The 14,847-nt window shown below is 37.6% G+C and carries 13 protein-coding genes; 3 read left to right on the forward strand and 10 right to left on the reverse strand.

What is annotated here, in order from left to right; translation table 11 throughout:
• Window positions 1-15: 15 nt before the first annotated feature.
• The 10 genes from H560_RS0105470 to H560_RS0105515 all read right to left on the reverse strand — a co-directional run bounded on the left by H560_RS0105470 (window position 16) and on the right by H560_RS0105515 (window position 9,713).
• Window positions 16-705 (reverse strand): OmpA family protein, encoded by a 690-nt coding sequence (locus H560_RS0105470; protein ID WP_027379114.1) that lies wholly within the window; start codon window positions 703-705, stop codon window positions 16-18.
• Window positions 706-729: 24 nt separating this feature from the next.
• Window positions 730-1,224 (reverse strand): lipocalin family protein, encoded by a 495-nt coding sequence (locus H560_RS0105475; protein WP_027379115.1) that lies wholly within the window; start codon window positions 1,222-1,224, stop codon window positions 730-732.
• A 125-nt stretch (window positions 1,225-1,349) separates the two neighbouring features.
• Complete coding sequence (locus H560_RS0105480) at window positions 1,350-3,026, reverse strand: S8 family serine peptidase (protein WP_027379116.1); 1,677 nt, start codon at window positions 3,024-3,026, stop codon at window positions 1,350-1,352.
• A gap of 16 nt (window positions 3,027-3,042) precedes the next feature.
• A complete protein-coding gene (locus tag H560_RS0105485; RefSeq protein ID WP_394330253.1) occupies window positions 3,043-3,666 on the reverse strand; it encodes a WbqC family protein in 624 nt (207 codons plus the stop codon).
• A gap of 71 nt (window positions 3,667-3,737) precedes the next feature.
• Window positions 3,738-5,384 carry a signal peptidase I gene (gene lepB / locus H560_RS0105490; protein ID WP_027379118.1) on the reverse strand — a complete coding sequence of 549 codons (1,647 nt, stop codon included), beginning with the start codon at window positions 5,382-5,384 and terminating at the stop codon, window positions 3,738-3,740.
• Window positions 5,385-5,494: 110 nt separating this feature from the next.
• A complete protein-coding gene (gene dapB, locus H560_RS0105495; RefSeq protein WP_027379119.1) occupies window positions 5,495-6,196 on the reverse strand; it encodes a 4-hydroxy-tetrahydrodipicolinate reductase in 702 nt (233 codons plus the stop codon).
• A 159-nt stretch (window positions 6,197-6,355) separates the two neighbouring features.
• Window positions 6,356-6,997 (reverse strand): DUF5683 domain-containing protein, encoded by a 642-nt coding sequence (locus H560_RS0105500; protein WP_027379120.1) that lies wholly within the window; start codon window positions 6,995-6,997, stop codon window positions 6,356-6,358.
• A complete protein-coding gene (locus H560_RS0105505; RefSeq protein ID WP_027379121.1) occupies window positions 6,998-7,888 on the reverse strand; it encodes a ParB/RepB/Spo0J family partition protein in 891 nt (296 codons plus the stop codon).
• Between the two features lie 38 nt (window positions 7,889-7,926).
• Window positions 7,927-8,700 carry a ParA family protein gene (locus tag H560_RS0105510; RefSeq protein WP_027379122.1) on the reverse strand — a complete coding sequence of 258 codons (774 nt, stop codon included), beginning with the start codon at window positions 8,698-8,700 and terminating at the stop codon, window positions 7,927-7,929.
• Between the two features lie 167 nt (window positions 8,701-8,867).
• Window positions 8,868-9,713: a hypothetical protein gene (locus tag H560_RS0105515; RefSeq protein ID WP_027379123.1), complete on the reverse strand. Its 846-nt coding sequence runs from the start codon at window positions 9,711-9,713 to the stop codon at window positions 8,868-8,870.
• Window positions 9,714-10,098: 385 nt separating this feature from the next.
• Here H560_RS0105515 and H560_RS0105520 point away from each other — a divergent pair, with 385 nt between their 5' ends.
• From H560_RS0105520 to H560_RS0105530, 3 genes are all read left to right on the forward strand, one after another.
• Entirely contained in the window at window positions 10,099-11,700 is a 1,602-nt protein-coding gene (locus H560_RS0105520) for a hypothetical protein (RefSeq protein WP_155844960.1), read from the forward strand.
• A gap of 235 nt (window positions 11,701-11,935) precedes the next feature.
• The gene (locus H560_RS0105525; RefSeq protein ID WP_155844961.1) at window positions 11,936-13,774 is read left to right on the forward strand and encodes a hypothetical protein; all 1,839 of its coding nucleotides are present in this window, start codon (window positions 11,936-11,938) and stop codon (window positions 13,772-13,774) included.
• A 201-nt stretch (window positions 13,775-13,975) separates the two neighbouring features.
• Window positions 13,976-14,809, forward strand: a complete 834-nt coding sequence (locus H560_RS0105530) for an N-acetylmuramidase domain-containing protein (protein ID WP_027379126.1) — start codon at window positions 13,976-13,978, stop codon at window positions 14,807-14,809.
• Window positions 14,810-14,847 lie beyond the last annotated feature (38 nt).

Raw genomic sequence — 14,847 nt, forward strand, 5'->3', positions numbered from 1 at the left:
TTATATGTTAATTAATTATTGCCCCTGTTGAGCTTCATTAATCATTTTTGCATTTGCAGTGATGGCAAATTCCACTCTTCTGTTTTTAGCTCTGCCTTCTTCAGTATCGTTTGTAGCAACCGGCATTGCTTCTCCTTCACCTTTAGCGAATAATCTGCTTGATGCGATGCCTTTTCCAGATAAATAAGTTTTTACCGAATTGGCTCTTCTTTCTGATAAGCTTAAGTTGTAAGCATCTGTACCTTTGCTGTCTGTATGCCCGTAGATATTGATGTTTGTATCAGGGTTGTTTGTTAATACCTGAGCCAGTTTATCTAAGTTGGTTTTTGCAGTACTTGTAAGCGCAGAAGAATCAAAATCAAAGTTTACAATACTTTCGTTCAAAGTAATTTTGATACCGTCTCCTACTCTTTCAACCTGAGCACCCGGCAGCGTTTCTTTAATTTCTCTGGCCTGCTTATCCATCTTGTTACCGATAACGTTACCTGCAACACCACCGATAATACCTCCTAAAACTGCTCCAATTGCACCGTTACCTCCTTTTCCTACATTATTTCCAAGGATTCCTCCAAGAACCGCTCCTGAAGCAGCACCTACGGCAGTACCTCTTTGCTGGTGGTTAGAATTCTGTACAGCTTCACAACTTGTGAGCAATAGAGCCGATGATAAGAAAAGAGCTCCGATATATGTTTTTGTAAATTTCATCTTGTTAAGTATTTTTTAATTAAATTATTTCATTCCCGTTCTCTCGAAGTTGTAAACAACTCTTACATTTTCTCCTTCGAAAGGAACATTTTGTTCAAGTGAGAATTGATCTGTGCTTTGGTTAACCATGGTTAAGCTGTAACCCATTGAATTTTGCTTGGCTTTGGTTCCGGCTGCGATTTTTTTGAATTCAAAAGTGTTTCCGCTTTTTACTTCAAATTTAATTGGCTGTGTGAATCCGGCTCCGCAGTTTCCGCCTCCATTCAGGGTATAAGCTCCTGTCCAGTTATTTGGAATCAGTCTCCAATGACTTCCTACAAAACATTGTGCATCCACACCGTCATCGAAAGGTTTAATCTTGAATTTTTTGTCGTAGTCAACGCTTACAATCTGCCAGTCTCCTTTCATTTTAAGAAATTCTGATCTTTGATTCTGCGCTGTTGCAGCATTATTAACTGAGGAACAAGACACTGCAAAAAGTGATGTTCCGATCATCCCTGCAAGTAGTAACTTTTTCATTTTGTTGTTTATTATTTTGTTACAATAAAGTTACAAAAAACCGTGCCAAAATTTAAAAATAAAAATAAAAAAAGTCCCAAAATTTCGGACTTTATATGGTTCTACCTTAATTACAGGAAGATATGTTATTTTTTAACAGCCTTTTTTACGGATCTTTCAGCTTTTTTTACAGCGCCGGATTTTCCGTTATAGTAGTTTGAATAAGCGTATTCAGCTGCCTTTTTTAAATCAATAACACCGCCTGCCTGAGAAAAATCTCCAAACTGATTCGTTGTGCTTGCGTTGCTTGATTTTACCAGTGATTCAATAACCTGGGCTGGCGTAAGATTCGGCATATAAGCCAATAAAACTGCCGCAGCACCTGCTACCACCGGAGAAGCCATAGAAGTTCCCTGTAAATATTTATATTCGTTATGAGGCACTGTAGAATAAATTTCCTGGCCCGGAGCGAAAACATTTACCATTTTCTTATTGTAGTTTGAGAAGCTTGCTCTCAATGCATTATTGTCGTTAGTACTTGCACCTACAACCAAAACGTTATTTACAAATGGCGCCGCATCAGTAGTATTTTTAAAGTTGGTAGGATAAGCAAGATGCTCTGCAACATCCTCATTCTCATTACCCGCAGCTTTTACAAGAAGAACGCCTTTATCCTGAGCATATTTGAATGCATCCCATACTACATTTTTACCAGGAGAAACCGGCTTACCGAAGCTCATATTCAGAACTTTAGCACCATTATCCACTGCATATCTGATAGCGTTCGCAACGTCTTTGTCTCTTTCATCACCATTCGGAACTGTTCTTACAGACATGATTTTAGCTACTTTTGAAGCAACCCCATACTGAATTTCTTTTCCGTTCGGAAGACCTGCGATGATACCGGCAACGTGAGTTCCGTGCTCTGCATCAGGACCTTCGTAGTGATTGTTTCCATAATTCTTTTCAGAATAATCATCGTAGTTATCACCTACAATTTCTTTTCTTGGGTCATAATCAAGATTATATTGCTTTTCCTGCGGACCGAAATAATCTAAAGCCTCTTTCATCTGCTTCTTCATTTCCGTTTCGAATTCTGCTGCAGATTTCCCTTTAAATTCCGGACTTTGAGAAACCTGAGCCAACACCTGAGCTGCCATTGCATCTTTTTGATCAGCCGGCTTAATGGCTGCAACATTTTCAGGGGTAACAGCTTTTCCGTTCAGCAATTTTACCATTGTAGGAATGGCATCATTAATCATTGAATACGTCTGGAAACCCTGTCTTGCCTCAACACTTTTCTTTGAGAAAAGATCCTTTGCTTTCATATACATTGCAAATTCTTCGGGCATCTTAGCCTGATTTGCTTTGTTTTTAGCAGAGTCATCTCCTTCAAACATTGGCTTGTATTTAGCAACAACTCTTGTTACTTCCATATTATCGATATCAATATCGGCAGTTTTTCCACCAATGAAGTTCCATCCGTGAATATCATCGATGTATCCGTTTCCATCATCATCTTTTCCGTTGTTTGGAACTTCGTTCGGATTAGACCAAACATTTTTAACCAACCCCGGGTGATCTACCTGAACACCACTGTCTAAAACTCCTACTACAACCGTTTTCGGCTTAAGACCTTTAGACTCTAAAAATTTATATGCGTTTTCTGTATTTATACCATAAACTTTCGTTGTAGAAAAATCTTTGTGATACCAAGTCATAAGATCTTTATTTTCTTTCGGATCTACACCTGCTTTTGCTTCCTGAGCATAAGAAAAACTGAATCCTGCTAAAAAAACAGCAGCTAATAATACCTTTTTCATATGTATATAATATATTTTAATATGATTGTTTTATATTTTTAATATAAGTCAGAGATTCCGGCCCTTTGTTACAAATAAGGTCTAAAATTGATAAATCTTTCAGAAAACCCAGCTTGTCTGAAAATGTTTGATAATATTCTTCCATATCATATTCTGAAGGATGTTTTGCTGAAAATTTTTCTCTGAAATTAATTTCTTCCGGATTTTTGATATATTCTATATTCAAAGAATGTGCCTTTTCCGTTTTTAGGATCTGCTGGATAACATCAAGTGCTTTGATATTAAAATCAAGTACATATTTTTCTTTTAAATCAAATATTTTCCTGAATTTATCCTCATAAAATTCGAAATAAGGAGAGCTTTGATAGGCTGTCTTAATAGACTTCCAATGAAGAGTACGCCAGTCTTCGCGGTGGGAAATTTCAATATCTTTAAACTCTCTTTTCCCATTATGCTGAATCGGAATAATTAATGATAATTTTCCGTTTGCCCCATAAATATTGGCCCTGTTTCTATACGTCTGCTTCGGAAAGCTTTCAAACTGTTCAAATAAAATTTCATTTTCAGGGTCTAAGAAAACTGAAAACCATGAAATAGGCGGTAAATAAAATACCGGTAATAATACATTCTTCATATTCATAATGCAAAAATGAAGTATTTTTTGAATACTCCATTTTATTTTATATTTATTTTAAACTTTGACAAAGTGTTTTAGATTTCGTCGTCAGTTTTTTTCTTTCTGAATAGTTTCATAAAATACTCCCATCCGAAGAACAAGATAAGAATCATTGCTGCAATCCACCAGTAAGAAGTTTTATTAGCTTCTCCTGTATTTGTAGCTTTAAACATTCTTTCCCAACGGATTTTCCACGGAGCCTGATAAGAAGAGCTGGCATCTTTGAAAGCACCCTGTATGCTCATCCACGTAAACATAGGCTTCCCAACAATATTCTCTTCCGGAACGAAGCCAAAGAATCTCGCATCCAATGAAGCATCCCTGTTGTCCCCAACCATCATATAATAATCCTGTTTAATAGTATACTGATTGGTTTCTTTTCCGTTGATGAAAATTTTTCCGTTTTTATTTTCTAAGCTGTTGTGCTCATATTCTGAGATAATCCACTGATACATAGGAAGAGACTCCTGATTAAGCGTAACAACGTCTCCTTTTTTAGGAATTCTCAAAGGTCCGTACCAATCCTGATTCCAAGGTTTGTTGATAGGGAAAATAGACTGGGTGGTATCTATGCTTTTTGTATATGCAGATCTGTCAGCATTAAGTTTATAAGAAACCGTAGCAGAATCTTTAGGGAAAATGCTCTCTTCCATATCAATTACATTCGGCAACCCTTTAATCTCTTTCGCTGTTTTATCTGTAAGCCCCTGGAACATATAAGTGAAACCACCTTTATCATTCTGCATTTCCCTTACAGGTAAAAATCCGTAAGCATTGTATAATGCAGGAATATCTAATTGCGTTCCTGTATTTACTGTGTAAGCATGCTGAATTTCCTGATCTCCGAGGATAGTCTCCGGTTTTCCGTTCACAAAAAGTCTTCCTGCTCTCATTTCAAAAGTATCACCAGCAACGGCAACGCATCTCTTTACATAAGGATCTCTTCTGTCGATTGCAGTATGTACAGAATCCTGAGGATAGTTGAAAACAACTACATCATGCTTTTGAGGCTTATTAAATTGGAAAATTCTTTCGTATGGTAATTTTACACCCTCTACATAAGATTTCGGGTCATCTTTCGGGTTTCCTTTTTCGCCGGAATCGAAGATCGTTCCCTGTAGGAAAGGTATTGCTACCGGGCGCATAGGAAGCCTGTATCCGTAGCTCCATTTATTTACAAAAAGGAAATCACCTACCAATAACGTTCTTTCCATAGACCCTGTAGGAATTCCGAAAGGCTGTGTTACAAAAACATGAATTATGGTAGCAAAAACCACCGCAAAAGTCACTGATCCAAGGAAAGAATCTTTCTTTTTTTCGCTTTTTTCTTCGTCTGTCAGGAACAATTCATTTTCACCTTCTAACTCCACATCTTTGCCATAATTTACCGTTGCCATATAGATAAATGGAAGAATTGCTGTAAGAAGCGCACTTTTCCCGAATTTTTTCATTAAATAAATATGAAAAACAGACATCATGATAGGTCCCACAATTGGAAGATAGGACAAAATAGCCCACCATTTCGGATGTTTTGTTTCTTTTAAAATAATGAAATAATTGTAGAAAGGGATAAAAGCAAATAAAGGACTATACCCCATTTTCTTAAACAGCTTCCAAGTGGAAATCCCCATCAATACGGATAAAATGAGAACATAAACTGTGTACGTTAAAAAATAATTCATAATTTTTTGTGCCTAATCTATAATATGAGTAATTGGTAATGAGCAATGAATAATTTTAGCTCTCATTATTTCTTACTATTAGTTTGCAATGTAGGAAATTTGTTACAAAATTAAAGTCCTAAAACATCTTTCATTGTGAAATTTCCTTTTTTATCTTTGATCCATTCAGCGGCAACTACTGCCCCCAATGCAAAACCGTTTCTGTTGAAAGCGGTGTGCTTAATTTCAATTTCGTCCACCTCGCTTCTGTAAAAAACGCTGTGAGTTCCCGGAACCTCATCTTCACGGATAGCAAAAATACCCAGCTGATTCCCCTGAGTTTCGTCCAATTTCCAGGCGTCAAACTTAGGATTGTTTTTAAAAATGCCTTCCGCAAGGGAAATTGCAGTTCCACTCGGAGCATCTAATTTGTGGATGTGATGAATTTCTTCCAGCTGGCATGAGTATTCATCAACATTTTTCATCAGGTCGGCCAGTTTTTCGTTTAAAGCAAAAAATAAATTCACGCCTAAACTGAAGTTTGAGCCATATAAAAAAGCCGTTCCGTTATCAACAGCCAACTTTTCGATTTCTGGTTTTCTGTCCAGCCAGCCGGTGGTTCCGCAGATAACCGGAATTTTATTTTCAAGACAGGCTTTGATGTTATCGTAAGCCACTTCAGGTAAAGAAAATTCAATAACCACTTCCGGATTATTAAGATTTTCAGCAGTTGGAGTTTCTTTTAAGCGGGCAACCACTTCATGACCTCTTTTCGTAGCAATTTCATCGATGATTTTGCCCATTTTGCCGTAACCAACTAGTGCTATTTTCATTTTCTATTTGTTTCTAGGTTCTTTTTAACGCAAAGGTCGCAAAGATTTTTTTTAACTACTAACTGTTTTTAAGTTCGCAAAGGCGTTTCACTTAACAAAGTCCGCAATGACAATGGTTGCGAAAACAGATTCACTATTAATTATTATTTATTAATTATTTTAAAATCTATAACTTAAGCTTAATCCTGTTTTTGGAGGAGCAAAACCATATTGATCCTGAATAACCGTAGGATTAAATGACAGATCCGGATCGTGGCGGCTTTCATACAAATGAGCATCTACAACGGCATCTACAATATTTAAAATGTAAATAAGCCCCGTGATGGCAATTGCATAATCTCTTTGTCTTTTCGCCCTGTCCTGAGCATTTCCCAATGCCACTTTGTCAAGCCACGGGTGACTGTCGACAAATTCATTCGGGGTTCCGTTGAGCTTGGCGATATAATATTCGCGGTATCGTCTGTATTGATTGTCATTCCAGACCGCAATACCTACTCCGGCTCCTACTGCTCCCCAGACGATCGGGATTTTCCAGTATTTCTTGTTGTAATATTGGCCCAATCCCGGTAATACAGCAGAATATAATCCCGCTCTTGTAGGATTCAGCTTTAAGGTTTTCTTTGTTGGCCCGTTTGCTTTTTCAAGATCTGCAACAACCTTCGATTCTGTTTTTGTATTGTTTTTTTCTACGGACACGCTGTCTGTCGGATGATATTCCACCCGGATCGTATCGTTAGGATTCACCTGTGAGAAGGCAATCGTAAACAAGCATAGAAAAAATGTGAAAAATATTTTTTTCATTTATTTAATATGGGATAAAATATATTCCAGCTCATCTTCATTTTTGAAGTCCAGAACTATTTTTCCTTTTTTACCGTTTCCGGTGGTTTTGATTTCTACTTTTACATCCAGAATATCTGCAATTGTTTTTTGCGCCCTCTTATAATTATTGGAAAGCTCGGCTTTTGCTTTTTTTGCGGCCGGGGATTTTGGATTTTTTAATGCCGTTGCAGCCTGTTCAGACTGGCGAACATTCAGTTTTTCTTTAATAATTAAATCAAATAAAATCTGCTGATGCTCTTCACTTTCAAGACTTATGATAGCTCTTCCGTGTCCTGCAGAGATTTCCCCGCTTCTGATCGCATTCTGAATATCCGGATTTAATCTTAAAAGCCTGATAGAGTTTGTAATGGTACTTCTGTCTTTCCCTACTCTCTGGCTTAGGTTTTCCTGAGTAAGCCCGATCTCTTCCATCAATCTCTGGTACGTCAGTGCAATTTCTATCGCATCAAGATCTTCCCTCTGGATGTTTTCTACAAGAGCCATTTCCAGAAGCTCCTGATCATTGACCAGACGGATATAAGCCGGGATAGACTCCAAGCCGGCAATTTTACTTGCTCTGTAACGTCTTTCCCCGGATATGATTTCGAACTTTTCGCCATCTTTTCTTAAGGTAATCGGCTGAATTACCCCTAAGTTCTTGATGGATTGCGCAAGCTCGTTTAAGGCTTTTTCGTCAAAATAAGTTCTTGGCTGTGTGGGATTGGGATAAATATCTTCTATCGCAATTTCTACGATATTCCCTACAAACTTGTCCGCTCCTTCATCAGTAGCAGAATTGATCGTTGCTTTGGATTCTGCACTCAGAATAGCACCCAAACCACGTCCCATCGCTCTTTTTTTATCCTTCATAATATGCTTTAAGCTTTAAGCGTATGGCTTTAAGCTTTTTAATTTTTTACTAATTTTTCGTTTTTTAATAAAACTTCTTCCGCAAGCTGAATGTACTGGATCGCTCCTTTACTTTCGGCATCGTAATTTAAAATACTTTCTCCGAAACTTGGTGCTTCACTCAGTCTTACGTTTCTGCTGATGATGGTTTCAAAAACCATTTCAGGGAAGTGGGCATTTACTTCTTCCACCACTTGATTCGATAATCTCAATCTGCTGTCATACATCGTAAGAAGCAAACCTTCGATATCAAGATCCTTATTGTGGATTTTCTGAACATTTTTAATAGTGTTCAATAATTTCCCAAGACCTTCCAATGCGAAATACTCACACTGAATCGGGATAATCACAGAATCTGCTGCGGTAAGCGCATTTACGGTAATTAAACCTAAGCTCGGCGCACAGTCTATGATGATATAGTCGTAATCGTCTCTTACACTTTGCAATGCTTTTTTCAGCATGTATTCACGGTCTTCCTTGTCTACCAGTTCAATCTCTGCCGCTACTAAGTCGATGTGAGACGGAACAATATCAAGATTGGGTGTAGCCGTTTTTTTGATACAGCTTTTTGTATCAACGCTGTGCTCCAATAAATTGTATGTAGAATACTGAACGTCGTCCACTCCTAATCCGGAAGTTGCATTAGCCTGAGGATCAGCATCGATGATTAATATCTTTTTTTCCAATACCCCTAATGCTGCGGCTAAATTGACAGCTGTTGTAGTTTTTCCAACTCCTCCTTTTTGATTAGCGATACCTATGATTTTTGCCATTATTAGAACTTTAAGCCTCAAAAATACACATTTTTCCTTGCTATTAATGAATGGATAAAACGAAAATTGAGTTAAAATATTGTTAATAAGCAGATTAACAATAAAAAAAATTATCCACAAAAAAAATTCTTTGTGGATAACTGTTCAAGATTTGTTATAAACATTAACTATTCAAACTTCATAGATATTGGGAATTTGAAGTAGCTTCTTACGGATTCTCCTTTCTTATTTTTTCCCGGAATCCATTTTCCTTTTGCTGAAATTGCCTTTACGGTTCTGATGGCTTCACTGTTGAAATCTACATCAGTACCATTAGCTTTAATTGCTGAGATGGTTCCGTCTATTTCTACAATAAAAGTAACAGTGGTTCTCATCACATCATCAGATTCGAAGCCGGATCCATCGAAGTTGTTCATTACTTTATTTCTGAATGATTCTATTCCTCCGTTGAAACTAGCTTCTACCCCTAAATCTTTTCCGTCAACAATTTTGTTAGGGTCTGTTTTTTCAACTACCGGAAGTGTCGGTGGAGCTGTATTGATTACAGGACCCGTACCAATAGTTGGTGTTACTGTGACATGAACATTTGGTGGGGCTATTTCACCGTCAGAATTATTTTTTGTTCCTGCAACTGCACCTTCAATTTTTTCTATCACCTTTTCATTTTTTACTTCAGCTGTTGGTTCTGGTACTGTAGTGTCAATTGTTTTTACTACAGGGGCTTGGGTGGCTTTAGGCGGGAGAACAACTGGCGGTGTGTCATCATATTCATCTATAATAACAGGTGGTGGTAATTCAAATCCACCATCCTGTACAATCTCAGGTGTTTTAAATGCGTTTATCACCACAGGTGTAATTGAAATTGCAGCCAGTAAGCTCACCCCGATAAAAAGAGCTTTTGTTAAAATTTTGTCTGATTCATTTCTCAGAACATAAGCTCCGTATTCTTTATTCCGGTGCTCAAAAAGAACCTCGTTAAAACGAAATTCCTGATTTTGATGTATGTGTTTCATCACTATTATTATTTAAACTGTTAAAAAATTCTGATTATTAGTTTAATAAGCCTTATCGATAAGTATTGATTCAACATCAAAAGTTTTGCCAAAAAATTGTTAAAATTTCATCATTTTAAAAATATTTATGACAATTATAAAAATTAACTATGCTAAAAATAACAATCAGCTGATAGTAAGGCTTATGAGATGTTTATTTTTTAATTTAAAACGATATTTAATTTAAAAATTCCAAAGAAATATTCAATTATCGTAAAAACCCCACCCCGAAATCGGAAAATCACTGACTAATTTATTGTGAGACAGACAGATATTTGTACCATACAAAATCGGGGACGCTGAAAACCGAAAAGAGTAAGCAAAGAAACACTTAAAAAACTATATTATGCCAACATTAACTCAAGAAGCAAGATCAAACTCATTAATGAGCATGCTTTTAAAACAAGTTTACGATTCTATTACTAACGGAGGCGATCCGGATTCCATCGGACCGAACGACTTTATCGCCTTTGACCCGATCGGGATTACTTTAACGGAAGATACTTTCGATTATGCACTAAACGGACTTTTCGGGAATGCTCCGGCTCCTAAACCAATGCTGGACGGACAGGGAAAACCGATTTTAGATGCTAACGGAAACCCAAAAACAAATCTTGAAGAATTCCAGAACGCAATGAAAGAAAGCAAGTTCCGTAAATACCTTCAAATGGAGCAGTTTTCCGCAATGGTAGATGCCATTCCATCAACATTACCTCCACTTACCGAAAGCGGAAACGGCAGGGCAATCACCATTTTCAATGATTCTTCAAAAAGGGTTTCCAAAGTGTACGAAGACCTGATGCAGTGGTCTGTAGTAGTAGATACGCCGGTAGATCCTAAAGTTGAAAAAAATCTTGAAAAATTAAGAGACAAGCTTTTCAAAATCAAAGTGGTAAAAAATCCTGATTTTGATAAAAATGCACCGGTAGACGATATGAATAAGCCGGAACTTCACCAGACTTTTGTTTCGCCAATGTATTCAAAATACATCGAATATCAAATGAAATATTATGATGTAGTGGATGAAAATAATTCCGTGAGAACAGACGCTGACAACGGTGATCCTGATGCAATGGCAAAATTATCCATTGACGGTAAAAACATGAAAAAAAGAGAAGATGCAGCATTAAAGGCATGGCAGTCTCTGGGTTACAAGGAAGCCGTTGAGAGAATTCAGAATTACCTGAGCGAAATTGAAGAAAAACATATGCTTGTTATCAAGAAACGTCTTCAGTCTGAGTTCAGAAACAGCCAGAGAACACGAGTGGTAGATTACACCAACTATTCTCCGTCTATCCCAATTGCAGCCAATGCACTTAAAGAATCCAAAGGATGGCCAACCATTTCTATGTACGAAGGTGAAGCCAACAGAGATTATTCAAAAACCATCCATAACTGGAGCGCGGGTGCAGGATTCAGCATGGGATTATTCAGCATCGGGGCCAGAAACAGCGGTAAAACTACAAGAACTTCCATGAATACGGATTTCAGCAACCTTAAAATTTCATTCAAGCTTGGAAAAGTAAGAGTAGAAAGAGGATGGTTCAGCGAAGAATTTGTAGAATCAAAATACTGGAAGCTTCATGAAAATTCTCCACAGACCTTAAACGGAGACATCATCAGCGATGGTAAAGGAAAAGGATTAATGCCAATGATCATCACAGAACTGATCATCGCAAAAGATGTAATGCTTGATTTCAGTGAAAACAGTACGGCTTATAAAGCAGCCAGCACTACCATCAACAGCGGTGCGGCAGTGGGAATCGGGCCATTTGTGTTCGGAGGAAGCCACAGCTATCAAAACCAAAACTCACAGAGTAATGCAAAATGGAGCGGTAAGAAACTTCAGTCGGACGGAATCTACATCATCGGTTACAAATGCCACGTAGTTCCAAAATCTCCGAATCCAAATCCGGAAATTAAAGTATGGACTGACGGAAAATCATAATTTCTTCTCATAATCAGGGGTTAACCGGTGGATATTTTTTTCCGCCGGTTATTTCCAAAACTTTTTGATCTGATATTTATCTTTAATCTACAAAGATTTTTTTTGAAAAATTTACTGCTGTTTTTCGTTCGCAAAGGCGTTTCACTCAACAACTGATATAAGAATCAATTACCAAAACAACTAGCATCCAGCAACTAGCAACTAGCAAAAACTAATAACCAAAAACCTAACAGCCATGAAATATTTTGTTGCCGTTTACCAGAAACTGAGAAATACATACATGTCTCAAAGTTCGATGGAAAATGATCTGCCGATGATCTGCCCTTCCCTGAGAGTGTATGAAAATGAAGAGCTGGAGCTTTTAAAGCCCCAAAGCCTGCTGAATGATGACCAGAAAAAAGCGCTTTCCATCATCAAAAAACAAAATGTGGCTTATGAACTTAATTCCGTTCCCATTTCACCTAATTTTTGGGACCTGAATCCTAATAATTCACTATTCGATATCTACCGGGATATTTTAGATAAAAACAATCTGAAGGATCTTGAAGAAAATTTAAATAAAGTCATTCAGAATCAAAGCGCAGTTTTATTTGATGCAAAAGGAGCTGATACAAAAGAGCTCAAAGCTTATAAAAAATACCAGACCGCCCATGAAACGGCTATTACAAATATTGCTTCCCATCTGGAATTATTTGACGGACTGGATACTGATGAGGAGAAAAATAACTGGAATGACAAGCTGATTACCCTAAACAACCTGAAAGCACTGGCTTTCTCAGAATGGAAAGTAAAAGGCTTCAAGGATTTGATTGAGCAGGAACTGGCAAGAATCAATAAAACCTCAGATGCAGATCTTTATCTGACAATGGCTCAAAATGCAAAAAACACTTTCGATGCCGCAGAAAAAACTGATGTGATCAACAATTCTTCGATTCATGATATTAATTTTATTCCGTATGATTTTATGGAAAATGAATCCGGCTGGAACAGCATACGATTGGAAAAAGCCGAGCTGGAAAGTCTACACGCCGAAGCCAAAAATTCCAATGAAAACCTGCCCTCCGAAATCCTTTCCATTGATTATGACGAAAGCGTGATCCAGGCGGTGGAATTTGATTATTCATTTGTTCATCTTAAAAGAAACTGGTTTAATAAAAACTTCATGCTCTCCAATATGTTTGAATGGAACGAGCCTAAAAAAATATCAGACGGACAAACCATTTCAAGCGATTTTAAATTACCAGCCTTCACCAAAACCATGATGCTGATCAAAAATTTAAAAATCGTCCTGGACCCGTCCATCACCAGCGATACGGTGAACGATCCGAATCAGCTGATTTATTTTGGGCCTTTAATTATGAAACAACAGCTTTTTGTGAATAAAAACAACAACCAAAAGTTTCTGAAAGCCGTAACGAATGTAAGAACCATAAAATCTGACCAATTAAACACCCTGACTAAGAAAACAGCCGCGCCGGAAACGTTGACAGAAGATTTTACAGCAAAACCCGCAATACAGCCCGTAACTGAAACCCCAAAAGCGACTCCGGCTTTTAATAATAAAATTAATTTGGGTGCCATGGGAGCCGTGAGAAACTTACGTCCTGTAATATCAACTCCTCACGTTGCCACCCCTGTAAAAACCCAGCCGACACCAATAAAAACTGTCCCGCCCGGGGTAAGAACACCAATTAAAATTCCGGGAATTTTTGTTCCGATAAGAATACCTGTTCAGACACAGCCTACAGCAGCAAATGTACAGTTCCGGGTTTTTGATAAAATAAATAATGATCCTGTTTATAAATGCTCAATTTCCATCAAAGGAACAAACAACAGCAGGATTTTCGAGATAGAAACCAACGAAATCGGGATGATCAGCCAGATGGTTCCGGTGGGAGAATACAGCATTGAATTAAGAGTGGATGATTACGCCGTTCTGAGCCAAAAATTCAGTGTCACAAATACGAATCCTTTAAATCTGGAATACAGGCTTCAAAGGGAAGAGGTAAAATTCAAATCATTCTTTTTAATTGGGATGATTTGCGAGAGAATGCCGAAGATACCGGTAAATTGATCTTTAACACGAACAACTATTACATAATTATGAGATACTTCGGCTCTGTTCAGGATGACACTGGCAAATTATTCCGTCAATTATGAACCGTTAGTATTAGCGATGTCATCCTGAACAGAGTCGAAGGATCTTATACAACCAATATCAAATCTTATTTAGGCAAAACAATCACTTAATTTAAAATAACAAAAACCAAAACCCATGAAACTTTTAAAATACTACACAAAAGCACCGGAAGTTACAACACTGTGTGAACTTCTCCATAAGCAGGGATACAACATCAAAATTTCAGACTCTTTCAGCCTGGAAGTAGATTCAGCCGTAAAGGATTTCCAGAGAAAAAATTCTTTGGTGGTCGACGGAATTGTGGGAATGAAAACCTGGACCGTTCTACTGCAGAAAAGTTCAGCTCCGGCTCCTACGAACGCAACGGATAAGTTCTTAAAAGAATCTGATCTTATCAGCTTTGCCGATCAGTACGGATTGGAACTGGCAGCCGTAAAAGCCGTCAACGAAATTGAAAGCAGCGGAAAAGGATTTCTGCTGAATAATAAACCGAAAATTTTATTTGAAGGCCATATTTTCTGGAGTGAATTAAAGAAAAGAGGCATCGATCCAAATGCCTATTATAACTCCAGCCACAAAGATGTACTTTACCCGAAATGGACAAAAATCTACTATCAGGGCGGTGTAAAGGAATATGACAGGCTCAATGAAGCAATCACTTTAGGGGTTGATGCCAAATTCAAAGATGCTGCTTTGTCTTCCGCCTCATGGGGAAGCTTCCAGATCATGGGATTTCATGCAAAACCTCTTGGATACAACGATGTAGCAGATTTCGTTTCGAAAATGGAAATGAATGAAGGTGAGCATTTAAAGGCTTTCGGGAAATTTTTAGAGAAAAATAATCTTTTAATTCATTTAAAAAATAAAAGCTGGGCAAGTTTCGCAAAAGGTTACAACGGCGGCGGCTACAAGCTGAATAAATACGATGAAAAGCTGGCAAAAGCTTACGCCAAATATTCAAAAAATTAATAACCAATTAATATTTTTCAGCGCATTGATTCTAAAGT

The organism is Chryseobacterium daeguense DSM 19388 (assembly GCF_000430825.1).
Taxonomy (GTDB): domain Bacteria; phylum Bacteroidota; class Bacteroidia; order Flavobacteriales; family Weeksellaceae; genus Chryseobacterium; species Chryseobacterium daeguense.